This is a genomic window from Mycobacterium sp. ITM-2016-00317 (genome assembly GCF_002968295.1).
GTDB lineage: Bacteria > Actinomycetota > Actinomycetes > Mycobacteriales > Mycobacteriaceae > Mycobacterium.
This window is the reverse complement of record NZ_CP134399.1, coordinates 2,084,401-2,107,312: the sequence shown is the minus strand read 5'-3', so window position 1 is coordinate 2,107,312 and position 22,912 is coordinate 2,084,401. Positions and strand designations below refer to the sequence as shown.

At 66.1% G+C, this 22,912-nt stretch carries 18 protein-coding genes and 4 pseudogenes; 10 read left to right on the top strand and 12 right to left on the bottom strand.

The genetic code is table 11. The features are described from left to right. Positions 1–24: 24 nt before the first annotated feature. Together C6A87_RS29180 and C6A87_RS10020 are read right to left on the bottom strand one after the other, a co-directional pair. A pseudogene (locus tag C6A87_RS29180) lies at positions 25–429 on the bottom strand (DsbA family protein); the annotation flags it as partial. 254 nt (positions 430–683) lie between these two features. Then, positions 684–1,606 (bottom strand): annotated as a pseudogene (locus tag C6A87_RS10020) (alpha/beta hydrolase). 299 nt (positions 1,607–1,905) lie between these two features. Between C6A87_RS10020 and C6A87_RS10015 the strand changes: the two are divergent. The 5 genes from C6A87_RS10015 to C6A87_RS09995 all read left to right on the top strand — a co-directional run bounded on the left by C6A87_RS10015 (position 1,906) and on the right by C6A87_RS09995 (position 6,586). Continuing rightward, a complete protein-coding gene (locus C6A87_RS10015) occupies positions 1,906–2,745 on the top strand; it encodes an aldo/keto reductase (RefSeq protein ID WP_311117085.1) in 840 nt (279 codons plus the stop codon). Positions 2,746–2,809: 64 nt separating this feature from the next. Beyond that, on the top strand, positions 2,810–3,349 hold the full coding sequence (locus tag C6A87_RS10010) for a hypothetical protein (protein ID WP_311117084.1): 540 nt from the start codon (positions 2,810–2,812) through the stop codon (positions 3,347–3,349). Positions 3,350–3,476: 127 nt separating this feature from the next. Beyond that, positions 3,477–4,892, top strand: a complete 1,416-nt coding sequence (locus C6A87_RS10005) for a PepSY domain-containing protein (protein ID WP_311117083.1) — start codon at positions 3,477–3,479, stop codon at positions 4,890–4,892. After that, complete coding sequence (locus tag C6A87_RS10000) at positions 4,885–5,388, top strand: copper chaperone PCu(A)C (protein WP_311117082.1); 504 nt, start codon at positions 4,885–4,887, stop codon at positions 5,386–5,388. Before C6A87_RS10005 ends, C6A87_RS10000 begins: the two co-directional genes overlap by 8 nt. Further along, complete coding sequence (locus C6A87_RS09995; RefSeq protein ID WP_311117081.1) at positions 5,381–6,586, top strand: Dyp-type peroxidase; 1,206 nt, start codon at positions 5,381–5,383, stop codon at positions 6,584–6,586. Before C6A87_RS10000 ends, C6A87_RS09995 begins: the two co-directional genes overlap by 8 nt. Positions 6,587–6,595: 9 nt before the next feature. On the opposite strand, the pseudogene C6A87_RS09990 reads toward C6A87_RS09995, so the two are convergent. Then, positions 6,596–6,769 (bottom strand): annotated as a pseudogene (locus tag C6A87_RS09990) (hypothetical protein); the annotation flags it as partial. 252 nt (positions 6,770–7,021) lie between these two features. Between C6A87_RS09990 and C6A87_RS09985 the strand changes: the two are divergent. The 3 genes and pseudogenes from C6A87_RS09985 to C6A87_RS09975 all read left to right on the top strand — a co-directional run. Next, positions 7,022–7,672: pseudogene (locus C6A87_RS09985) on the top strand (serine/threonine protein kinase); the annotation flags it as partial. 986 nt (positions 7,673–8,658) lie between these two features. Beyond that, positions 8,659–10,428 (top strand): AAA domain-containing protein, encoded by a 1,770-nt coding sequence (locus C6A87_RS09980; RefSeq protein WP_311117080.1) that lies wholly within the window; start codon positions 8,659–8,661, stop codon positions 10,426–10,428. Continuing rightward, entirely contained in the window at positions 10,425–11,894 is a 1,470-nt protein-coding gene (locus tag C6A87_RS09975; protein WP_311117079.1) for a hypothetical protein, read from the top strand. The genes C6A87_RS09980 and C6A87_RS09975 overlap by 4 nt, the downstream gene beginning before the upstream one ends. Here the strand turns inward: C6A87_RS09975 and C6A87_RS09970 are convergent. The 7 genes from C6A87_RS09970 to C6A87_RS09940 form a co-directional block, all read right to left on the bottom strand. Then, positions 11,878–12,525 carry an FHA domain-containing protein gene (locus C6A87_RS09970; protein ID WP_311117875.1) on the bottom strand — a complete coding sequence of 216 codons (648 nt, stop codon included), beginning with the start codon at positions 12,523–12,525 and terminating at the stop codon, positions 11,878–11,880. The genes C6A87_RS09975 and C6A87_RS09970 overlap by 17 nt on opposite strands. A 929-nt stretch (positions 12,526–13,454) precedes the next feature. After that, complete coding sequence (locus tag C6A87_RS09965) at positions 13,455–13,691, bottom strand: hypothetical protein (protein WP_311117078.1); 237 nt, start codon at positions 13,689–13,691, stop codon at positions 13,455–13,457. A gap of 690 nt (positions 13,692–14,381) precedes the next feature. After that, complete coding sequence (locus C6A87_RS09960) at positions 14,382–15,386, bottom strand: hypothetical protein (RefSeq protein ID WP_311117077.1); 1,005 nt, start codon at positions 15,384–15,386, stop codon at positions 14,382–14,384. A gap of 139 nt (positions 15,387–15,525) precedes the next feature. Further along, entirely contained in the window at positions 15,526–16,236 is a 711-nt protein-coding gene (locus C6A87_RS09955; RefSeq protein ID WP_311117076.1) for an HNH endonuclease family protein, read from the bottom strand. Continuing rightward, positions 16,233–16,571 (bottom strand): hypothetical protein, encoded by a 339-nt coding sequence (locus tag C6A87_RS09950; RefSeq protein WP_396837034.1) that lies wholly within the window; start codon positions 16,569–16,571, stop codon positions 16,233–16,235. Before C6A87_RS09950 ends, C6A87_RS09955 begins: the two co-directional genes overlap by 4 nt. Next, positions 16,568–18,829 carry an ATP-dependent DNA helicase RecG gene (gene recG, locus C6A87_RS09945; protein ID WP_311117075.1) on the bottom strand — a complete coding sequence of 754 codons (2,262 nt, stop codon included), beginning with the start codon at positions 18,827–18,829 and terminating at the stop codon, positions 16,568–16,570. The genes C6A87_RS09950 and recG overlap by 4 nt, the downstream gene beginning before the upstream one ends. Continuing rightward, positions 18,830–20,470: a DAK2 domain-containing protein gene (locus C6A87_RS09940; protein WP_311117074.1), complete on the bottom strand. Its 1,641-nt coding sequence runs from the start codon at positions 20,468–20,470 to the stop codon at positions 18,830–18,832. It abuts the gene before it with no gap. A 220-nt stretch (positions 20,471–20,690) separates the two neighbouring features. Here C6A87_RS09940 and rpmB point away from each other — a divergent pair, with 220 nt between their 5' ends. Further along, complete coding sequence (rpmB, locus tag C6A87_RS09935) at positions 20,691–20,885, top strand: 50S ribosomal protein L28 (RefSeq protein WP_003928664.1); 195 nt, start codon at positions 20,691–20,693, stop codon at positions 20,883–20,885. Between the two features lie 11 nt (positions 20,886–20,896). Here the strand turns inward: rpmB and C6A87_RS09930 are convergent, their stop codons facing one another. Beyond that, positions 20,897–21,574: a uracil-DNA glycosylase gene (locus C6A87_RS09930; protein ID WP_311117073.1), complete on the bottom strand. Its 678-nt coding sequence runs from the start codon at positions 21,572–21,574 to the stop codon at positions 20,897–20,899. A 26-nt stretch (positions 21,575–21,600) separates the two neighbouring features. Next, positions 21,601–22,563: a thiamine-phosphate kinase gene (locus C6A87_RS09925; protein ID WP_311117072.1), complete on the bottom strand. Its 963-nt coding sequence runs from the start codon at positions 22,561–22,563 to the stop codon at positions 21,601–21,603. 97 nt (positions 22,564–22,660) lie between these two features. Between C6A87_RS09925 and C6A87_RS09920 the strand changes: the two genes are divergently transcribed. After that, complete coding sequence (locus C6A87_RS09920) at positions 22,661–22,903, top strand: Lrp/AsnC ligand binding domain-containing protein (protein ID WP_311117071.1); 243 nt, start codon at positions 22,661–22,663, stop codon at positions 22,901–22,903. The last annotated feature ends 9 nt before the right edge of the window (positions 22,904–22,912 follow it).

Here is a 22,912-nt window from a genome sequence, read left to right as displayed (position 1 = left end):
GTAGTCCTCGCCGTTGATCCGGACCGACGGGGTGGACTTGATGCCGGTCGCCGCGGCCATGCCCGAGACCATGTCGACGTAGGTGCCCTTGTCGATGCAGTCGGCCACCGCGCCTGCGGCGCCCGACTGACGCGCGGTCTCCACGAGCTGCGCGTTGTCCGGGTACACCGAGCCGAGCTCACCCGGCTGCTGGGCGTACAGCGCGCCGTGGAACCGGCGGAACGCGTCGACGGATTCGTCGGCCACGCAGTAGGCCGCGCCGCCCGCGCGGGAAGGGTAGTTCTTGTTCTGGGGCCGGTCCAGGATGCCGACCATGTAGTAGTCGGCCGCGATGGCGCCGGAGTCGACGAGCTTGTTGATCGTCGGGCCGAACTGCGCCTCGAACGCGCCGCAGTGCGGGCACAGGAAGTCCTCGTAGACGCTGAGCACCGCCTTCGGCTCGTCGGTGCCGTCCTTCTTGATCACGCTGGTCGACTCGACCCGGATGGCGCGCGACTCGCCTGCGGTGGGCTTGTCGTCGGCGGAGAGCACGATGTAGAGCACCAAGGTGACCGCGAAGACGACGACGACCGCGGTCAGACCGATCTGGATGAACAGGTTGCGCTTACGGTCAGCTGCCTTCAGGTCGTAGCGCGCGTTCTTCTTGGGTTTGGTGGCCACGGGTCACAGCGTACCGGCGACGCTCACCGGTCCTGACCGGCGCGGGTCAGATGCGCGCGCATCGCCGAGATGACGTCGGCGGTGGCCGTGGCGCTGGCACCCCCGAGCGGGAAGAAGTTCGCGAAGCCGTGGATCAGCGAGCCGTACTCGCGGTAGTCGACCGCGGTGCCGGCGGTGCGCAACGCCTCGGCGTACTGCCTGCCCTCGTCGCGCAGCGGGTCGAACCCGGCGGTCACCAGCAGCGCCGGCGGCAGCCCGGACAGGTCCCCGGCGCGCAGCGGCGACACCCGCGGGTCGGTGCCGTCGAGCTCGGAGGGCCCGACGAACCGCTCACTGAACCAGTCCATGTCGTGCCTGGTCAGGAAGAAGCCGCGGCTGAACAGGGTCTTGGACCGGGTCTCCCCCTGGTAGTCGGTGACCGGGTAGAGCAGCAGTTGCAGTGCAGGCGGCGGGGACTTCTCGTCGCGCGCCCGGATCGCGACCAGCGCGGCGAGGTTGCCTCCAGCGCTGTCGCCGCCGACGGCCACGCGGTGCGGGTCGGCGCCCAGTTCGGCGGCGTGCTCGCGCGCCCACAGGTATGCCGCGTAGGCGTCCTCGGCGCAGGCCGCGCCGGGTGTTCGGGCGCCAGGCGGTAGTCCACGGACAGCACGTGGACCTCGCCGCGGCGGCAGATCTCCCGGCACAGGTCGTCGTGGCTCTCGATACTGCCGATGACGTGTCCGCCGCCGTGGAAGAACACCAGCAGCGGCGCCGCGGGCGCATCGGCGCGGTAGTGCCGGGCCCGGCGCGGACCGGCGCCGCCGGGGACGGTGAGGTCGGTCACCCCGGACACCGGGATGCCCACCTTGAAGCTGCCTGACAGAAGGTCCAGCTGGGCGCGCGCCGTGACGTAGTCGTCGTCGGCGACCAGACCGTCCAGGCCGAGTACCCGCTGACCGGCGAGCATCAACTGCATGGTGGTGTCCAGCGTGTTGCCGTCGATCGTCGTGGCCCGTCCGCCCAGCAGAAGCCGTTTCACCGGATCAGGGATGTGACGCATGCCGCGCAGCGTGAGACCCGCCGTCTTGTTCGCCAGCACGTCGGCCAGGCCGACGTCGCGACGTAGCGGTTGCTGCGCGGATCGTTCGGGCGTGCGGTCCGTCACGGTTTCGGTCACGGTTGCTCCTCGGGGTGGCGCTGATTAGGCCGGTGTAGTTGGCGGCAATATAGTCGTCGCCAGCATTCCACTTCAGAAAAGAAGGTGACATGACGTCGGCGGCAGCTATACCCACCGTCACACTCAACGACGACAACACCATGCCGGTCCTCGGTTTCGGTGTGGGTGAGTTGTCTGAGGCCGAGGCCGAGCAGTCCGCGCTCGCGGCGTTGGAGGCCGGTTACCGGCTGATCGACACCGCGGCCGCGTACGGCAACGAGGCGGCCGTCGGGCGCGCCGTCGCCCGGTCCGGTGTGGCGCGCGAGGACCTGTTCATCACCACCAAGCTCGCGGCCGAGGATCTGGGTTTCCAGTCCTCGCAGGACAACCTGCGCGCGAGCCTGGAGCGGCTGGGCCTGGAGTACGTGGACCTGTACCTGATCCACTGGCCCGCCGGTGCGCAGGGCAAGTACATCGACAGCTGGGGCGGGATGATGAGGTCCAAGGAGGTTGGCCTCACCCGTTCGATCGGGGTGAGCAACTTCGCCGCCCACCATCTCGATGACGTCATCAGCCTGTCGTTCTTCACCCCCGCGATCAACCAGATCGAGTTGCATCCGCTGCTCAACCAGGCCGAACTGCGAGCCTTCGACGCCGAGCAGGGCATCGTCACCGCGGCGTACGGACCCTTCGGCGCGGGCCACCTGCTGAGCAACGCCGCGGTCACCGAGATCGCCGCCGCGCACGGCAGGACCCCGGCGCAGGTGCTGCTGCGGTGGAGCCTGCAGCTGGGCAACGTGGTGATCTCGCATGCGACGGACCCGGAGCAGATCGCCGAGAACCTCGACGTGTTCGGCTTCGAACTCACCGACGAGCAGATGGCGACGCTGAACGGGCTCGACGAGGGCACCCGTTTCGGTCCGGACCCCGAGACCTACGCGGCCTCCTGACACCGATGCCGGTGAAGCCGTCGCTCGACCGGGCCTTGTAGTAGGCCAGCGGTAGGGTCCCGATATGCCTACGCCGAAGACGCGTGCCCGACGGGTGCGTGGCGTCCTCGTCGGGGCGTCCTCGGCGGTGATGACCGTCGGTGCCCACGTCGCCGCCGGTGGCGGCCTGCCGCACGGCGCCGCGCTGGTGCTGGCCCTGATGCTGTGCGCGACGGTCGCGGCCCTGCTTGCCCGGGTGCGTGTCGAGAGCCGCGGTGCGCGGTGGCTCGCCACCACCGCGGCACTGGGCGCCGCCCAGGGACTCGGCCACCTGGCGTTGACGGTGACCGGCCACCAGCACGGCGGCGACGGCCTCGTGCCGAACCCGTCGATGACCGCGCTGCACCTCGGCGCCGCTGTCGTGCTCGGCGGGGCCATCACCGCGGCTGAATACCTGTACGTCGTCTGTTCTTCGGTGCTGTGCTGGCTGCGGCTCTTCGCCCGGCGCGCGCCACGCCCCGCTGCCAGGATCCGCCGCCGAATCACCAATGTGATTGTGGCCCGGCCGGTTCTGGCTTCCGGGATGGGTATGCGGGCTCCCCCGCGCACCGCTGTGACCGCCTGACGGTTCCCTCTTCTCACGCATTCTCCTGTTGCCGCGGCACTGCGCTGCGGTCTTTCGCGCGCCGGGCCGCGCGCTGCCGCGCGCCGCCGTTGCGCCCCTACTGCGACGACCTGCAAAGGCCTCATTCATGACCCATCCCGAGAACACCCTCGACCCACCCGCTCTCGCCGTGCCCCAGTCGGTTTCGAGGCACCCGTGGCGCGCATTCGCCGTCCGGTTGCACTTCTACGCCGGCGTCCTGGTGGCACCGCTGCTCATCGTGGCCTCGGTCACCGGCGGTCTGTACGCGCTGGCCCCGACCGTGGAGCGATTCGTCTACCGCGACCTGCTGTTCGTCGATGACCGGGGCCCCGCGCTGCCGCTCGGCGATCAAGCCGCCGCGGCCCGCGCCGCCTTCCCCGGCCTGCCGCTGTCTGGGATTCGGCCGGCAGCGTCGCCGGGCGAATCCACCCGGATCTATCTCACCGATCCCGCGCTGGGCGAGGAGTTGCGGCGTGCGGTGTTCGTCGACCCGCACACCGGCATCGTGTTGGGTACCGAACCGACGTGGCTGGGCTATCTGCCGTTCAGCACCTGGCTGGACGGACTGCACCGGCATCTGAACCTCGGTGAGCCGGGCCGGATCTACAGCGAACTCGCCGCGTCCTGGCTGTGGGTGGTGGCGCTGGGCGGTCTGTGCCTGTGGGCGGCCAAGGCCGCCGGGGACCGCAGGCGCGGCCGCGCATTCCGGATCCTGACGGTGGACCGCAGCGCCGGCGGCAGAGCCCGCACCCTGAACGGGCATGGCGCCACCGGGATGTGGCTGCTGGCCGGCCTGCTGTTCCTGTCCGCCACCGGCATCACGTGGTCCACCTACGCCGGGGCACACGTCGGGGACCTCCGTTCGGCGATGAATTGGCAACGCCCGCAACTGGACAGTGCGCTCGCCGACGCCGACGCGCACGCCGGGCACCGCACGGTCAGCGGTGGGCACGCAGCGCCGGGGCCGGTGGACTACGACGCGGTGCTCGCCGCCGCCGCGGGCGCCGGAGTTCAGCTGCCGGTGGAGATCGGCGTGCCCGCCGAAGCGGGTCACGCGGTCACGGTCACCGAGCTCGACCACCCGTACCGGTGGACCACCGACGCCGCCGCGGTCGACCCCGGCGCAGGCACGGTCGTCGCGACGCTGGACTACTGGCGCGACTACTCGCTGGTGGCCAAGCTGGCCGACTGGGGCATCCGGGCGCACATGGGTTTCCTGTTCGGGATGCTCAACCAGGTGCTGCTGTTCGGGGTCGCGGCGGGGCTGCTCACGGTGATCGCCCGCGGCTACCGGATGTGGTGGCAGCGCAGGCCCGCCCGCGGCCCGCGGTGGGCGGTCGGCCGGGCGCCGATCCGCGGCGCGCTCAGGTCGCTGCCGCCGCTCGCGGTCGGCGGCATCGCCGTGGCGGCGGTCGCGGTCGGCTGGTTCCTCCCGCTGCTCGGCGTGACGCTGGCGGCGTTCCTGATCATCGATGTCATCGTGGGTTCGATCAACCACCGGAAGGCGGAATCTCATGTCTAGCAAGAAGTTCTACGCACTCATCCTGCTGTTCGCTGCGGCACTGACGGGATGCGGGAGCCCGGCCCAGGAGAACGGCACACCGATGGCGTCGGCCGTGACGCTCGAGAGCCCGTGGGCCCGCGCGTCGGACTCGGCGATGACGGCCGTCTTCGGGACGCTCACCGCCGCAGGCGACCGGGAGGTCCACCTCGTCGGCGCGAGCTCGCCCGCGGCCGGGCGGGTGGAGATCCACGAGATCGCCCGGGGCGCAGGCGGGATGAACACCATGCAGGCCAAGGCCGGGGGCATCACCATCCCGCCGGGCGAGAGTCACGAACTGGCTCCCGGCGGTGATCACCTGATGCTGATGGAGCTCACCGGGCCGCTGCGGCCCGGCGCCGACGTCGAGCTGACCCTGGCCTTCGAGGACGGGTCGACGTTGCCGGTCACCGCGCAGGTCCGCGACTTCGCCGGCGGCGACGAGGAATACTCCGGCGACCACCACGGTCATGGCTGACGGGCCGCACCGGTTGCGGGTCACCAGGCGGCGCCTTCTGACCGGAGGTGCCGCGCTGGCGGCCGGCGCATCGCTCACCCAGTGCGCGCGCAGCGAATCCGTCGACACCACCGGCGGTTTCGGGACCGACACCGAGCCGTTCCACGGCGTGCACCAGGCCGGTGTGCGCACCGCGCCGCAGGCGCATGCGCTGTTCGTCGCGCTGGATCTGGCACCGAGCGCCGGGCGTGGTCCCCGCGACACGCTGGCGGCGATCCTGAAACTCTGGAGCTCCGACGCGCAGCGGCTGACCCAGGGCCGCCCCGCGGTGGCCGACACCGAGCCCGAGCTTGCCCACCGGCCGGCCCGCCTCACGGTCACCGTCGGCATCGGCCCGAGCGCCTTCGGGAAGACCGGCCTGAGCCAACGGCTCCCGCGTTCGGTCGCCGAGCTGCCGGCATTCGGCAACGACCGACTCGACCCGCGATGGTGCGGCGGTGACCTTCTGCTGCAGATCTGCGCCGACGATCCGGTCGTCGTCGCGCACACGGCACGGGTCCTGCTCAAGAACGTCCGCACGCTGGCGGTGCAGCGTTGGCGTCAGGCGGGATTCCGCTCGGCGCGCGACGCCGACACCTCCGGCGCCACGATGCGCAATCTGATGGGGCAGGTCGACGGAACGGTCAATCTGCGCGAGGACGGCGAGTTCGATCGGCACGTGTGGGACGACGGTTCGGATCAGCCGTGGTTCTCCGGTGGGACGGTGCTGGTACTGCGCCGGATCCGCACCGAACTGGACACCTGGGACGAACTCGACCGCACCAGCAAGGAACTGACCGTCGGGCGACGGCTGGACACCGGGGCGCCGCTGACCGGTGAGCACGAGTTCGACGAACCCGATCTGGCGGCGACCGAGAACGGCATCCCGGTGATCCCGCCCAATTCCCACGTCGCGCTGGCCCGGCACCGCTCCGACGACGAACAGTTCCTGCGGCGGGCCTACAACTACGACGACCCGCCGCAGACCGGCACCACCGATGCCGGGCTGATCTTCGCGGCCTACCAACGCGACCCGGAATGCCAGTTCGTGCCCGTGCAACGCAGGCTCGCCGACGCCGACGCGCTCAATCCGTGGATCACCACCATCGGCTCTGCGGTGTTCGCGATCCTGCCGGGCACGGCGCCCGGCGGCTACCTCGGCCAGGGATTGCTGGAGTGAGCGCGCGCCTCAGCCACGCGGGCAGGTGTCGGAGGCCTCGCGCAGCACCGGCACCGACGGCGCGTCCACCGGCAGGCCGTAACCGCGCAGCACCGCGATGAACTGCATCGCGTACTGGCAGTGGAACGCGTCGTTGTCGGGCATCCAGGCCGACGGCGGCTTGTCCCCCTTGTCCTTAATAGCATGGGTTCGCGGATTCTTGCACCCCATCGATAGCCAACCGAATCGCTGCCACCTGGATTCGCGGCTAAGGCGCGCGGGTCCGATCCGACCCATGCGGCCGACGGGGTTGAGGCATGTAAAACCGCAGAAAGATCTTCGCGCCAACCCCGCTTAGAGGAGATCTGCATCGCGCTGTCCCGTTCAGGTCGTAATCTCGGTCTCGTGGGAGGACCAGTAGAGCAAATTTACCCCCAACTTTTCGGGGGTCGCTACATGCCGCTTCAGGGCGAGGATCCGCGAGAAGGCGGCATGGCGATCGTCTACCACTGCGTAGACTTGCGAAACGGAGCGCGGCAGGTCGCGGTGAAGACAATCCACCCTCATCGGGACGTTGATCACTTGGAAAAGCTCATATGCGACCGAGAACTCAACGTGAAGGACCTGAAGCATGAAAGCATAGTCGACTTTATTGATTACGGAACCCAAAGCGACGGCAGCTGGTACCTCGTCTACGAGTGGCTACCCGAAGACCTCAAGTCCTGGATTGCACGCCAAACAGACTTAGGCGCAGACGATTTGGTGGAGAATATCGGGCTGCCAGTTCTGCAAGCCCTGTCAGCCGCACACGAGCGGCAAATCTCTCATCGTGACGTAAAACCCAGCAACGTGATGATGAGTGATGTTGGAGTGCCCAAGCTGACCGACTTTGGAATCAGTAAGGTCAGGTATCAAATTGACGGCCACCACACGCTCGTAGGAGCTTCCTCGAAGCCGTTCACACCTCCATTGGACGACTCCGCAGCTGGTGAACGACGGGACGTCTTCAGCTTCGGAGTGCTCATGCTATGGGCACTAACGTATGGCGAAATCGATGTTAAGGACTACTCCGACTTCGACAGTGCGTTGGATTCCTTGAACGCAACACCGGAGTTGGTGAACCTCCTAGGGCAATGCATCAGCTTCGATCAACATGAGCGGCCCGCCTCGGCGGTCGAACTGTTGGCGGCTCTGTCTTCATACCAACAGAATCGCCAAAAACACTGGGTGAAGAAGCGCACTGTGTATCTTCATCTCAAACGTTCTGCTATAGCAGCGATTTCAGAGAAGTCTGAGATCCCGGATTCTGATGTCCCCCAGTTGGTCGAGACTGAGCTGAGAGAGGAACCCGCGATCAGGCTTCTCACCAGGGCTAACTCGCGACAGCGCCCTGGCGAGAAACACGCATTCGCGTATGGTCATCTCTGGAGCTTTCGACTGGCCTTTAAACCCGGCGAGCCCCTGGTGGAGGTCCTCGGCGCGGTACCGATCTCCGAGAACGAGTCTGATTCGCGGAAAGATAGCCAGTTCGTGGCCGATAACTGGCTCTTTCGGTGCGGCACTGCGCCCAATCATTCCGTTGCGGCGGACTCTGCAACAGACCTTATCGACGCAGTCGAAGTCTTCGAGAGCGATCGTGCTATCTCGCAACAGCAACGCGAGGAGCAGCGCCTCTTCGATCAGTGGAAGCGGCAACTCGACGCGCGCGAGGCTGCAGACGCGAACCGCGAAGATCGCGTCCGGTACACCAGTGTCCAAATTTCGGGTCAGCGCGCCAAATTCACTATCCAGGACGGCATCGAAGGATTCTCGGTCGAACAACGTCGTTGCGTGTTGAACGAGAACGTCCGCACCATCGCCTTTGGCGAAGTTGAGTGGATCGAGGGTAACGAGGTGGACATCTACCTCGTTAATGAGCCTGGCTCCGGATTACCCCCGAGGGGCATTCTGGCGCTCGACACGGTGGCCACGAAGGAAGTAATACGCCGAGAACGTTTGGCGCTGAACGCAATCAGATTTGCGGGATCCCAGCTCCGGCGAGCGGATCTGCCTGCTCTCCTGATCCAGCGGCCGACGCCCAACCGCCGTCGAAAGTGGACTCAGTCATCTGGTCGAACGACGAGATCGATGAAAGTAAGAAGAGTGCCGTACGCGGAGCACTTGGCAGCAAGGACTTTTTTGTGGTCCAAGGCCCGCCTGGGACCGGCAAGACCGCGTTCATCGCTGAACTCGTGGCTCAAGAGATCCGCCGAAAGCCAGCAGCACGAATCTTGTTGGCAAGTCAGACAAATGTGGCTCTCGACAACGCACTAGAGAGGCTACGGACGCATCGTGGCAAACCTCTACGTCTCCTGCGACTGGGCAACGCAGCAGAGGGAAAGATCTCCGCATCCGTCACTGATTTGACGCTGGACAGACAGCTCGATTTGTGGCGCGCCGGCGTTAGACAGCGTAGCGAACAGTATCTCGATTCCGTAGCCCGAAAGGACGGCGTGGAGTTACCGACGCTGAAGACGATCGTCCTACTCAACGAGTTGGCGAGCGTACTCGAGGAGGCGGCGATCGTGCGCGCCGAGATTAACGACCTCGAAACAATGATCGCAGTGGGGGCGGGAATCGTCGGCTCGGGGCGGCGGATGACGACAGAGGAACTGCAACTAGCACAGGAGGACTGCGATTCCTTGCGTCAGCGACGCAGCCAACTAGACCGCGACGCGCGCAGACTTCGAGACACCAAAGCCGTCGCAAGAAAGCTCAAAGGGCTCGCGTCACACGAAGTTCCGGTAGTCAGGAGAGCCGCCGACGACTTGCTTCAAGGAGCAACGACTGACAGTCGGCTCGCAGAACTGGTTCGACTCCAATCACGTTGGTTTGAGCACCTCGGCCGTAGACCCGAGTTCGAAGCTGCGCTGCTGGCCGCCAGCCACGTCGTGGCGGGGACGTGTGTGGGCATGGCGCGCACGCGGGGTATTCAAGACACGCCGTTTGACCTGTGCATCCTGGACGAGGCTTCGAAAGCCACCGCAACAGAATCGCTCATTCCGATGGTTCGAGCCAGCCGCTGGGTACTTGTCGGCGACGAGAAGCAGCTCCCACCGCAATTAGACGACGCCCTGCGCGACAAGAAAGTGGTCAGCGAGTTCCAACTCGACCTAGCCGAGTCAAGCCGCACGATTTTCAGTCGATTAGCCGCAGCGCTGCCAAACGAGAACTCTGTCGCCTTGACCACCCAGTACCGAATGGTGCCCGCCATCGGCAAGCTGATAAGTGAGTGTTTTTATGGCGGTGCGCTATCCAGCCACCCCCTCGATCCACCCTGGGATCTCAGTCTTCTGCAGCCTTCTCATGTGACCTGGTTCAGCACCGAGTCCATCAAACACCGGCATGAGAAACAACTTGGCCCGAACGCCCCGAGCTACGTCAACCTCGCTGAGGCAAAGGCGATCCTCAAACACCTCGAACGGCTCAATTTTGTTCTGCAGAACAAGGTTAAGGAAGGCAAACCCGTCAAGGTTCTCGTGCTGGCTCCGTATCGACTGCAGGTCGCACACATCACGAAGGGGGTCGACGGTCTCCGTCAGCGTTGCAAGCAATTAGAGATCGAGGTCGGAACTGTAGACGCCGTCCAAGGACGTGAGGCCGACATACTGCTGTTCTCGGCCGTACGTAGCAATCCAACCAAGGAAATCGGTTTCGTTCGCGATATTGCACGCGCGAACGTCGCCCTGAGCCGCGCAAGGTACTCGTTGACCATCTACGGAGATGCAGCATTCTTCGACCAGACTGACAGCCCCCTCCAGAGGGTTCTGTCCTACATCCGTCGCAACCCCCAAGAATGCGCCTTGGAGACCCTCGAACCATGATCACCTCAGCGGAAGTTGCAGATAGGTTTGGCAATTCCCGGCCTGGCTTCGAGCTGGTCGCCGTCGAAGAAGTTGGATTGCCGTTCTTTCGGCTCACGCTCGAAGTGATAGTGCAAGAACCATCGCCACTGCCCACCATCGAGGAGTTTGTCCTTCGAGCTGTCGTATCAGGTCTTAACCATCCAGAGGACGTTGCCGGCCTGCTCGGGTTGGAAGCGGATTTAGTTGACCAAGCCATCGTCAACCAACATCACGAAGACCACCTCGAGTACCGGTGGGATCCGAAACGCGGCAAATCGCATCTCGCAATCACTTCCCTAGGAGAATCCGCGCTCGAGGAAGCCACGCTGGTCCGTCAACGGAGAGAGATCTCCATCGGATTCGACAGACTGCTCTGGACCCCGACAGGTCGTCGAACCTCACAGCTTGTGTCTCCCAAAGACTCCGCCGAAATGCAGCTCGTCGAGGTCCCGCCAAGGTCGAAACAACGACTAAAGGTCTCCGACCTTGACAAAGATAGCGTTGATCGCGCTATACGCGAACTTCCGTTCAAGGGCGCCAATCGGACGGAACTCCTCGCCCTGACTCACGTTAGGAACTTTCGATGCGTGCTGCCAGCCTTCGCACTCGTATACGCGGGGGACGACGCCACGACATCCCAGGTAGGTCTCGTGATCGACGGTCGACTGTCCGACGAACATGAGAAAGCATTCGCCGAGGCCAACGGCCCCGAGCGATGCGGCCTGATCGTCCAGGAACGACCCGCCGAAGGCGAATGGGGCTGCGTGCCGAGTCGGTTCGCGGATAGTGCGCTTGACCGAATAGAGGTACAGACGCTGCGTAATCGCGAAGCGCGAGCCGAAGAGGATCTGGAGAACACCCGCACAGCGACAGCGGCTCTCGGTGGCGAGCGGGCATCATCGCTTGGCTCAAAGAATGAAGAGGAACTCCGCGCGACCGCAGCGAATCTGAACACCCAGTTACAGACGCCCCCAGCTCGTGCGATTCAGACGTACGAGCATCTAGAACTCTTGAACGCAGCGCTCGCAAACGCTGCCGAGCGGGTTTTGATCATCACGCCGATCCTCAGCACCGCAGTCATCACAGCAAACTTTGTTCAACGACTTGAACGGTTATGCCGCAACCGGGTTGCAGTGACTATAGGTTACAGCGCTCCTGCCGCAGACTCTGAAGGTTCTGGCGCCGAGGCATTTACGCTCTTAGATGACCTGTCTGCCCGAAGTCGCTACCTGCAACTTGGGTCAGTAGAAACTATAGACGAGCGAGTGCTTCTCTGGGACAGCAACCTTGTAGTAACGAGTTTCAATTGGCTCTCGTACCGCGACGAACAGAGCCGGCAGTACCGCCAAGAGATCGGCGCCCTGATCACAGATGCGGACTACGTCGAGGAGCAGTACGACGCTTACCGACGGATGGTCAGTCGTGAAGTCACCCCAAGCGAGTAGGACTATCAGTGCCATCAGATGGCTTCGCCGGCAGGGGCCGTTCCCCATCGAAGGCAATTCGACGACCTGAAAGCTCGATAGATAGTCCACTAGCTAGCCCAAGAATATGGCCGCGCCCAAACCGGGTCCACCTGTTAGGTGCGAGCCTCTTCGGTGAATCAGATTGGTTGCGTTGCAGCGTGGTTCCGTTCTTGGACCCGATGTCTCTGACCTCGACCGAACTACCCTCAAGCCTAAACTGAGCATGTCGACGACTCACCGCACTTGAGTCGTGATCACCAAGGAGTCGAGTTAGCCCGATACAATCGTTCGCGTCAGATCGACCGACCGCGACGGTCTCTCCGTGTTGCAACAGGATGCGCGCACGCTCTGCGCCCGCACAGAACACGATCAACTGAACCGAGTGCGGACGGGGCCCGGCGCTCTCCAGTTGCGTTCGACAAGCAGGACAGAGAAACACGTCTCTGCGGTCGTCGTACCGCGGCAGTTCACGAAGATGATCGGGCCAGAGCTTTCGGACTAAACAGCCATCGTTGGCGCATCGAAAAAATGTTGACTCCGCTCGCGAGGTGACCTCGTCACGACGCAATTTGCGCTCTTTAAGTACGCCTCGCTCCTCCTTGCGCGACATCGTGTTGTGTCCAGAAATGCCCATGTCACGGAAGTAGGCTTCCAGCACTCCATCTCGTATCCGCCACCCTACAAATCTGTCTTTGCTGCCTTGGATCTGAGGAAATCGCCTACGAAAATCGTCAAATCGGTCCAAGGTCGCGATTAGCGCGCCGAAGTACTTCGTCCCCGGTTCGAAGGCGTAGGTCAGCAGTCGCTCGTCCGCCAAGGAAGTGACTTCTAAGGCACCGCGTTGCTCGTGGCGACGGAGCTCCGCCTTTCCTGCGGCGTCCATGTGGTGTCTCAAACTCGCGTCAGCAATCAGGAGCGTTCGCGAGAACTGAATATTCGAGCACCGTATGGCCTGTAGCAGCCGAAGATACGCATTCCAGTCCGCCGCCCCACCGCCCCCGCCGACAACAGACTCGTCGCGACAAATGTTTGACAAGTCGACCAGCAGATACGGGGCAACGCCTCGTTCGTCCACCTCTACCTCACTCCGCCCGACGATGTAGAAGATCTCGAGGGAACAATAACGTCGATGCCATTTCCGTCGCGACTCACTCTCGATGATCAGATCCTGCTCCGGCAGCGACTTGATCGCTTTATGGCTTCTCGATCCAAGTTGAACACTCGATTCAGGAGTACGACGGCGTGAACGAGCAGATTGTGGCTGCAGCGGTACATGACGCATTCGCATGATGAAAGCCACTGAACACTCGCCCAAACGGGAGCGTTTGCACCATCGAGGGGCGCAAGCTGAACGCCGGGAGGCTTGCGATTCAAAGCGTATCCAGTGCGAGGCTATTCACCGCCTCTGGTGGTCTAGGGTGCTCGACAAGATCACGAATTCGGGAGTCGTTGAGGGTGCGGGAGCTGCCGGATGGCTCACGAAATTGGGAGTCATTGGTGGGGGCTCGCCGTGAGGTGCCGCTGCGTCGGTGTTTTGCCTCAATGCTGGCGAGGCATTCCCAGCGCTGTCCCGAGGATCCAGGCGAACAAGAAGGCCGGCATCGCCGTCATGGAGAGGCCCTGCAGGGAAAGGGGGCCTTCCTCGACGATGAATGCGGCGAGCAGAAGCGGGTGTACTACGGCGCCGGCGATCGCAAGGTGTGCGGTGTACTGGGGCAGCACTCGATGGCTGTATATCGCGGCCGCGAACGAACCGAGTGCCACGACGGTGGGCATCCCTGACATCGCCAACAGTCCAAAGCTCAAGTCGTAGAGCAGCGTTGACAGCTCGGCGGAGTATTGCCGGGGCGACTCGTCAACTGGCTGGTGACCGACGTCTCCGCAGTGCCCAGAGGCAACCCAATCGCCCACAACGAGTACATCCGCCAGTGCGCCGCTGGACGCGTACCGGACGACGCGCCACCGGCAGTCGCCGCGATCTTGACACGGCACGCACCCGCCGCCTCGAAGATGAACGCTTCTACGGAAGGCTGTTCCGCGGCGACTTCGACGCCGAATACCCTGACCTATGAGGGAGATGAGCTAGGTGACCCAGCAATCTTGGTGACGGGGATGTCTGGTGTGGGACGTCGACGGCCTTTATCGAATTGGCGTGGCGCGGTTCACCACCGTCGACACCGACGATGATGGTTGGATTCACATCGACGACGGGGAATCTATATTGCGAGCGGCCCCGTGAGACACAACTCTTCTTTTAGTTTAAGGAACGGCTTCTAACGGGGCAGTTTATCCGACCGATTCGACGCGATAGTGCTCCTTAGCGCACCCGCGGACCCGACGTTGTGTCTGACCGTGTTGCCCGACGCAGCAACAACCCGTTCGGCAAGAAACAAAGCGAACGTGAGCAAATCATGAAGGACAGCGCCGAGTCGAACCGCTGCTACGACAGGCAGCTACGTCCCTACTTCAGAACGGATACGGGCTTACCAGGTCGGCGAGCTTGTCGAGCACGTCGCTTTCCTGCGCAGGTCGCTGCGGTTTCTTACCGCGGGTAAACTCGGCGATTTCAAAAGCCTCGGCATCCCACGCAGGACGGGTCCAGCCCTGCCGAGTCGCCGCGATTCTCTGCACCCAATCCGCCAAGTCGGAAGAGCAGTCCCCTACTGGATCGAGGACGGCCAACGCCTCTCGGGCGGAGACGGGAGTGAATGTGACGTTGCCTTCCGCGTCGAACCAGAGTCCGTAGGCGACACCGAGGCGGTAGTCGCGGGGCCAGATGGCCAGATCGTCGGAGTTCAGGCATGGCTCCACCCCGTCCCAGTGGACCACGAAGGTGCCGCTCGCCGCGCGCTGACCGACCGCGACCCCGATCGCGCGTTGATGTTGGGCGCTCAACGTCAGCAGATTCGCAGAGACGAGTCGGCGCTGAAGCTCGCCGGACCTGAAGATCGCTCGAGGGTTGCCGTTCAGGTCGTCGATCAGGGAGTCCGGCCGGCCCTCGGTGAAGTATCCGAGGCGCCGTAGCGCCCACCGTGCCCATAGCAGACCCCCGTCGAGGGCCAGCCTCACCATCTCGTCGGTGAGGACCGGGGTACGGGCACGGCCGTGCCCGCCGCCGAACTGGTTGCGGATGTCGCCGAGGTTCTGAGCGATCTTGCCCGCCTGCGTTGCCATATTGCCGAACACCGTCTGATTCGCCAACTCGTGGCCTGGCTGCCCTTTAAGGATCGAGTTTGCCTGCGCAACAATAGAACTGAAGTTGGCGTTGGGGTCCGCGGGTGTGCCGTTGACGTCGAGGACGATGCGGGCGATGCTCTCCACCACACACTTGACGTCTGCGAGCGCCTGGGAGCCGTCGCTGGATTGCAGCGAACGTTGCAGTCGGTCAGATTCTGCGCTGACAGCTGTCCAATGGTGCTCGCGAATGTAGGGCGGGCGCGGCAGTCGTGCGTCGATGTTCTCGCCGGTCACAACAGGTGATCCCATGTCAGAGCCCGGCCGGCGGTTGCTTGGCCCAGCCTGCGATGACGGCGCTGGCCGCGAGACCGATACGCGCTATACCGACCACCCACAATATGAGAAGAACTGCCACGCACGAATAGACCCTTCCTTATTCGCCGCTCGGACATGTTGCTGCCGCATCACGCAACACCGGCACCGACGGCTCATCTATCGCCAACCCATAGCCCCGCATCACCGCGATGAACTGCATCGCGTATTGGCAATGAAACGCGGCATTCGGCGGCATCCAGAACGCGGGCTCCTTATCACCCTTGTCCTGGTTCGCCTGCCCCTGCACCGCGAGGAGATTGGCGGGATCATTGGCGAACCGAACACGCAACGATTCTGGCCACGCCCACGCACCCTGATCCCACGAATAGGCCAACGGCACGATGTGCTCGATCTGTACGGCTGCACCAGTCTTGTTTCCGCGCTGGAAATCTATCGTCGTACTTGTATACGGATCATGTAGCACACCGGTGGCCACCGCACGCGGACAACGACTGATATGCACATAGGTCTTATCGACCAAATCACGATCAAGGATGTCGTTCCTGGTATCGCATTGGTTTCGTCCACCCGGTGCATCGGTGTCGTCAGTCCACGCCTCCCCGTACGCCGCACGGCGATAATCTCCATGACGCATACGGATCGGCACCACCGGCACTCCAGCGAGAACATCAACCCCAGCAGTCACCGTTGGCTGATCCGCCCCGGCCACCGACGTTGACGGCCCGGTCGACGACATCACCGTTTGCACGGCCACCACAACCGCCAGCGCTGCGGCCGCACTCGACCACGCCAGCCGGGCCCGGGTCATCGGAGCGGTCCTGACGTGAACTCAGCTTCTTGCAACGCCCAGGGCAACACACCAAACCCCCCAAGGAATCGGGTGTCGCAGCCGTTGCGCCCGCCCGGGGCGCTGGTGTCGTCGGTCCACGACTCGCCGAAAGCCGCTCGGCGGTAGTCGTTCCCGCGGACCCGCGCCGGGATCTCGACAATGCCGGCGAGCACGTCTGCGGTGGGCGCCACGGTCGGGATGTCGGCGTCGGCGATGTACTGCGACGGGACCGGCGAGGTCGCGGTGACCTGGTAGGCGACGATGACCGCCAGCAGCACCGACAGGGTCAGCCACAGCGTCTGTCTGCGGTTCACGACATGTCCAGGAACTGCACCCGGTCGGTGTCGGTGAACGGCGCCGACAGCGTCGCCATGCCGCGGTCGGCCGGATCGGACCCGTAGACGGTCTCGCACAGTTCCCTGGCCGCCAGGATGATCTCGAGGTGCTCGGCCAGCGACAGGAACTTCAGCGTGATGGGCCTGCCGGACTGGTAGTAGCCCAGCACGTCGCCCTCGCTGCGCTCCCGCAGATCCAGGTCCGCCAGCTCGAACCCGTCGAGGGTGCCCGCCACCGCCGTCAGCCGCTGGCCGGCTTTGGAGTGCGGGGGCAGCCGGGTGACCAGCAGGCACAGGCTGGGGTGCGCGCCGCGGCCGATCCGGCCGCGCAACTGGTGCAGCTGGCTGATGCCGAACCGGTCGGCGTCCATCACCACCATCACCGTGGCGTTCGGCACGTCGACGCCGACCTCGATCACCGTCGTGCACACCAGCACGTCGATCTCGCCGCGCCGGAACGCGGTCATCACCGCGTCCTTCTCCTCGCCCGACAGCCGCCCGTGCATCAGGCCCAGTCGCAGACCGGCAAGCGGTCCGCGCTGCAGCCGTTCCAGCATCTCCACCACGGTGACCGGCGGCGGTCCCGTCTCGCCGGTGTCCTTCTTGGCCTTCTTGGCCTTGGCGCCCTTCTTGTCGTCGTCGGCGGGTTTGTCGTCCTCGTCGATGCGCGACGCGACCACGTAAGCCTGCCTGCCGGCGGCCACCTCCTCGGTGATCCGGGTCCACGCGCGGTCCAGCCAGGCCGGCTTCTCGGTCTGGAAGATCGTGTTGGTGGTGATCGGCTGGCGGCCGCGTGGAAGTTCCCGCAGCGTGGAGGTCTCCAGGTCGCCGTAGTAGGTCAGCGCCACCGTCCGCGGAATCGGGGTCGCGGTCATCACCAGCAGGTGCGGGGTGATTCCCGCACGGGACTTGGCGCGCAACCGGTCTCGCTGCTCCACGCCGAAGCGGTGCTGCTCGTCGACGACGACCATGCCGAGGTTGTCGAACTCCACGGCGTCCTGCAGCAGCGCATGCGTGCCGATCACGATGCCCGCCTCGCCCGACGCGACCTCCCTGCGGGCGTCCCGTTTCTGCGCCGCGCTCATCGATCCCGTCAGCAGCGCCACCCGGGTCGCGTTGTCGGCCGCGCCCAGCTCCCCCGCACCGGCCAGCGGGCCGAGCATCGTCCGCATCGACAAAGCATGCTGTGCGGCAAGCACTTCCGTCGGCGCCAGCAGCGCGCACTGGTAGCCGGCGTCGATCATCTGCAGCATCGCCAGCAGCGACACCACCGTCTTGCCGGAACCGACCTCGCCCTGCAGCATCCGGTTCATCGGCCGGGTCGCCTCCAGTTCGGCCGAGATCACCTCCAACACGTCCTGCTGCCCGGCGGTGAGCTCGAACGGCAACCGGCCTGTCATGGCGGCCATCAGCCCGTCGGCGCGGCGCCGGCCCGGCGGCCCCGAGGCGCTCAGCTCACCGTGACGGCGCACCACCAGCCCCCACTGCAGCCCGACCGCCTCGTCGAAGGTCAGGCGCTCGATCGCCCGCGCGCGTTCCTCGGCGTTCTCGCTGAGGTGCACCGCGCGCAGCGCCTCGTCCTCGCCCATCAGATCGTGTTCGCGCACAAACCATTCCGGCAGCGTCTCGGGCACCGGGTCCAGCACCGCCAGCATCTGGCGCACACATGCGTAGATGTCCCAGGTCTGCACTTTGGCGGTGGCGCCGTAGATCGGGAAGAAGTCCTTCTCGAACTCGGCCAGCAGGTCGTCGCCGGTGGCGGCGCTGGCGGACGCGATGGAGGTCAGTGACTTGGTGCCGACGGTCCTGCCGGATTCCGAGTCCAGCACCATGAACGCCGGGTGCGTCAGCTGCATGGTCCGGCGGAAATAGCCGACCTCGCCCGAGAGCATCACCTTCGTGCCTTCGACGAGCGTCTTCTTCAGGTACTTGGGGTTGAAGAAGGTCGCGGTGACCTTGGGCCGCCGGTCGCGCAGCGTGATGACCATGAACTCCCGCGACGGCTGCCGCTGGGCACGCTTGATCTCCACCTTCTCGATCACGTCGACGAACGTGACGTGCTCACCCTCCTCGAGGTCGAGTTCCTCCCCTTCCCCGCGAACAGTCATCGCGTCGCTGTATTTGCGGGGGAAGTAGCGCAGCAGATCGTTGACGGTGCGCAGCCCGAGGTGCTCCTCGAGCGGGTCGGCGGCCTTCTTGCCGAGCACGAAGTCCAGGCGGTCGTCGAGTCGGGCCATCTACTCGACCCCGATGATCAGCGCGTCGGCGCGGTGGCCGGTGTGGAAGGTGACCATGTCGGTGCCCGGGTGACTGCGGTGCACGTGCTCGGTCAGCGCGTCGGCGATCTCAGGGCCCACCCCGTCACCGGTCAGCACGGTCACCAGCTCACCGCCGGCGGCCAGCAGCAGGTCGATCAGTCCGGCCCCGGCCGCGGTGACGTCTTCGGCGACGAGGACGACCTCGTCGCCGGAGATGCCGAGGCCGTCGCCGGGCTTGCAGGTGCCGGCCCAGGTCAGCGCCTCCTCGGTGGCGAGCCGCACCGAGCCGTACCGGGCGCCCGCGGCCGCCCGGGCCATCGTGTAACCGTCGTCGATCAGCCGGCGGTCGGGATCGTGGACGGCCAGCGCGGCCAGGCCCTGCACCATCGACCCGCTCGGCACCGGCACCATGACGATCCCCCAGTCGGAGGCCGCCGCGCAGCCGGCGACGATCTCCTCGGCGGCGACGTAGCCGTTGGGCAGCACCATCACCTGGGCGGCACCGCTGTGCACCAGCGCGTGCACCAGCTGCTGGGCGCTGACCGGCACGCCCGGCTGAGGGCGCAGCACCTCGGCGCCCTCGCCGGTGAACAGGTTCGCGGCGCCGTCGCCGTCGACGACCGCCAGCACCGCGCGCTGCCTGCTCCAGCTCCCGGCGGCGGGCCGGTCGGCACCCCCGCTCAGCGAGGTGATCTGGATCTGGCTCACGGTGCCCAGTGCCAGGCCGGCCTCGACGGCAGCGCCCGCGTCGTCGGCGTGCACGTGCACCGAGTAGTGCCCCGGGCCCTCCCCGAAGCCCGAGGCCGCGATCGCGATCGAGTCGCCCAGCTCGTCGAGCCGGGTGCGCAGTCGCTCGATGTTCTCCGGCGCACAGTCGCCGAGCAGGTACATCACCTCGAAGCCGGGGCCGGGGTGCGCGGCCGGCGCCGCCGGGGCGGCCTTCGGCGAGGGTCGGTACACCGGGCGGGGCGGCGCCTGCCCGGTCAGCGTGGCGCACAGTGCGTCGAGCAGCACCACCAGGCCGCGGCCGCCGGCATCGACCACTCCGGCCTGGGCCAGCACGTCGAGTTGGGTGGGGGTGCGGTCCAGCGCGGCGCCGGCGGCCTGCGCGCACGCGCCGACGACCGTGGCGAGCTCGCCGTGCGCCGAGACCGCCTCCTCGGCGGCCTCGGCGGCGTCGTGCAGCACCGTGACGATGGTGCCCGGCACCGCTTCGCCCATCGAGGTGACGACCAGGGTCAGGGCGTGCCGCAGCGACGTGCTCAGCAGCGGGGCGCTGATGTCGGCCAGCACACCGTCGCGGTCCTCGGCGGCGGCCGCGGTGACCTCGGCGACGGCCCGCAGGATCTGCGACAGGATGACCCCGGAGTTGCCGCGCGCACCGCGCAGCGCGCCTGCGGCCAGTGCCGCCGCGACCTCGGTGACGTCGGCCGCGGCGTCGCAGGCATCGGCCTGCGCCCAGGCGGCGCGCATCGTGAACAGCATGTTCGTACCGGTGTCGGCATCGGCGACCGGGAAGACGTTGAGCCGGTTGATCTCCTCGGTGTGGGCGATCAGGTCCGTGACAGCAGCGTGGGCCCAGCGCCGCAGCGCGGACGCATCGAGGCGCCGAACCGACATCCCCACCTCCACACTGCTTCCGACGTCCGCGTCAGCCTAACCAGTGCCGGGGACAGCACCGTAGTGTGCCGGACGGGCGCTGTGGACGCCGCGGGTCCCGGGTTTTGGTGATCCTCGCGACGGCCGGTATTCTGATCGGGTTGTCGGGTCGCGCCGCCGCTGAGGTGGCCGCGAGGGACCCCGACCCAAGACCCTGAGTACCGATTCGAGGAGTTTCAACATGGCTGCCGTGTGCGAGATCTGCGGGAAGGGCCCCGGCTTCGGCAAGTCGGTGTCGCACTCCCATCGCCGGACCAGCCGTCGCTGGAATCCGAACATCCAGTCCGTGCGCGCCGTGTCGGGCCCGGGCGGCAACAAGCACCGGGTCAACGTGTGCACGTCGTGCCTGAAGGCCGGCAAGGTCGCTCGCGGCTAGCAGTTCCCTTTTCAGGGCAGGCGCCAGTCGATCGGCTCGGCGCCCATCTGCGTGAGCAGATCGTTGGCGCGGCTGAACGGCTTCGACCCGAAGAACCCGCGCGACGCCGACAGCGGCGACGGATGCGGGGATTCGATGACCGCGGTGTCGCCCAGCATCGGCCGCAGCGTCGACGCGTCCCGGCCCCACAACACGGCCACCAGCGGCCGGTCGCGGGCCACCAGCGCGCGGATCGCGCACTCGGTGACCGCTTCCCAGCCCCTGCCCCGATGTGACGCCGGCGTGCCCGGCCGCACGGTCAGCACCCTGTTGAGCAGCATCACGCCCTGCTCGCACCACGGCGTCAGGTCGCCGCACCCGGGCTTCGGATGCCCGAGATCGGCCTCGTACTCCTTGAAGATGTTGTCCAGGCTGCGTGGCAGCGGGCGCACGTCGGGCGCGACCGAGAAGCTCAACCCGACGGCGTGACCGGGTGTCGGGTACGGATCCTGCCCGACGATCAGCACCCTGACCTTGTCCAGCGGGAAGGTGAACGCGCGCAGCACGTTCTCCCCGGCGGGCAGATAACGGTGCCCGGCAGCCAGTTCCGCGCGCAGGAACTCCCCCATCTGCGCCACCTGGGGTTCCACCGGGGCCAGTGCCTCGGCCCAGCCGTCGTCGATCAATTCCCGTAGCGGACGTCCAGTCACGAGAGGCCAACTTAGCGGTCGCCGGATCAGAACGACTGCCAGCCCCGCTCTCCGCGCCACGGTGTCCCGTCGACGGTCACGCCGGGCGCACCGTCCGACGCCGAGACCGTGCCCAGGACGCGCCAGCCCGGCGGCGGCCCGGCCGGGAACGTCGCCACCAGCGCGTGATCCTCGCCGCCACCGAGCACCCACTGCAGCGCGTCGGCGCCGGTGTCGGCCGCCGCCTCGGCCAGCGCGGCGAGGTCGGCACGCAGCCCGTCGACGGCCAGGTCGATGCGCACGTTCGACGCGGTCGCGATGTGCCCGAGGTCGGCGAGCAGCCCGTCCGAGACGTCGGTCATCGCGGTCGCCCCGGCCCGGGCCGCGATCCGGCCCTGCCCGTAGGGCGGCTCGGGCACCAGATGGCGCCGGCGCAGCGCCGGATGTCTCTCGATTCCGCTGCGCCACAGCGTGTATCCGGCCTGCGAACGGCCGAGCTCGCCGATCACCGCCACAGTGTCGCCGGGTCCGGCACCGTCGCGGCGCACCGGGTCCCGGCCCTCGAGGTCGCCCAGCGCCGCCACCGAGATCACCCACTGGGGGGCCGCGACCATGTCTCCGCCGACGATGCCCGCGCCGATCGACTGTGCCTCGTGCCACATCCCGTCGGACAGTTCCACCGCGCTCGCGGTGCGGGTGCCGCCGGGCGCGCCGAAGCCGACGACGAACGCCGTGGACCGGCCGCCCATCGCCTCGATGTCGGCGGCGTTCTGCGCGATGGCTTTTCGTCCGATGTCGTGGGGCGTGGACCAGTCCAGCCGGAAATGCCGGTCCTGGACCAACATGTCGGTGCACACCACGGTGCGGCCGTCGGGCGCCGCGACCACCGCCGCGTCGTCGCCGGGGCCCACGGTGACGAAGCCGGGCTGGCGGCGACCGGCGACCAGGCGCTCGATCACGGCGAATTCGCCCAACCCCGACAGTGTGTCGTCGGCGTCTCCGTCCGCCATCGCCGATCCTCTCGCCGTCGTGAACGCTCGACGCACCTGCGGTACGTTGGGGCCCTGCGGCGTGGAGTCTATGCAGCCAGAGAGAGGGATTTCGCCAGTGGTCGAGGCTTTCGTCCTGATCCAGACCGAGGTCGGCCGCGCCGAAGTGATCGCCAGCCAACTGGCCGGTCTGCGCGGGGTGCTGTCGTCGGAATACGTGACCGGCCCCTACGACGTCGTGGTGCGGGTGGGCGCGTCCTCGCTGGAGGAGCTGAAGTCGACGATCGTTCCCGGCGTGCAGCAGGTGGCGGGAATCACCCGGACGCTGACCTGCCCGATCGCCGGTGGGGCGCCGTCCTAGAGTTCAGCG

Coding starts and splice junctions, on each gene's coding strand:
- rpmB (WP_003928664.1), top strand. CDS start 20,691: ATGGCTGCCGTGTGCGAGATCTGCGGGAAGGGCCCCGGCTTCGGCAAG.
- C6A87_RS09965 (WP_311117078.1), bottom strand. CDS start 13,691: ATGCCCACCGTCGTGGCACTCGGTTCGTTCGCGGCCGCGATATACAGC.
- C6A87_RS09940 (WP_311117074.1), bottom strand. CDS start 20,470: ATGTCGGTTCGGCGCCTCGATGCGTCCGCGCTGCGGCGCTGGGCCCAC.
- C6A87_RS09970 (WP_311117875.1), bottom strand. CDS start 12,525: ATGTCGCGCAAGGAGGAGCGAGGCGTACTTAAAGAGCGCAAATTGCGT.
- C6A87_RS10005 (WP_311117083.1), top strand. CDS start 3,477: ATGACCCATCCCGAGAACACCCTCGACCCACCCGCTCTCGCCGTGCCC.
- C6A87_RS09975 (WP_311117079.1), top strand. CDS start 10,425: ATGATCACCTCAGCGGAAGTTGCAGATAGGTTTGGCAATTCCCGGCCT.
- C6A87_RS09955 (WP_311117076.1), bottom strand. CDS start 16,236: ATGACCCGGGCCCGGCTGGCGTGGTCGAGTGCGGCCGCAGCGCTGGCG.
- C6A87_RS10015 (WP_311117085.1), top strand. CDS start 1,906: ATGACGTCGGCGGCAGCTATACCCACCGTCACACTCAACGACGACAAC.
- C6A87_RS10010 (WP_311117084.1), top strand. CDS start 2,810: ATGCCTACGCCGAAGACGCGTGCCCGACGGGTGCGTGGCGTCCTCGTC.
- recG (WP_311117075.1), bottom strand. CDS start 18,829: ATGGCCCGACTCGACGACCGCCTGGACTTCGTGCTCGGCAAGAAGGCC.
- C6A87_RS09925 (WP_311117072.1), bottom strand. CDS start 22,563: ATGGCGGACGGAGACGCCGACGACACACTGTCGGGGTTGGGCGAATTC.
- C6A87_RS10000 (WP_311117082.1), top strand. CDS start 4,885: ATGTCTAGCAAGAAGTTCTACGCACTCATCCTGCTGTTCGCTGCGGCA.
- C6A87_RS09995 (WP_311117081.1), top strand. CDS start 5,381: ATGGCTGACGGGCCGCACCGGTTGCGGGTCACCAGGCGGCGCCTTCTG.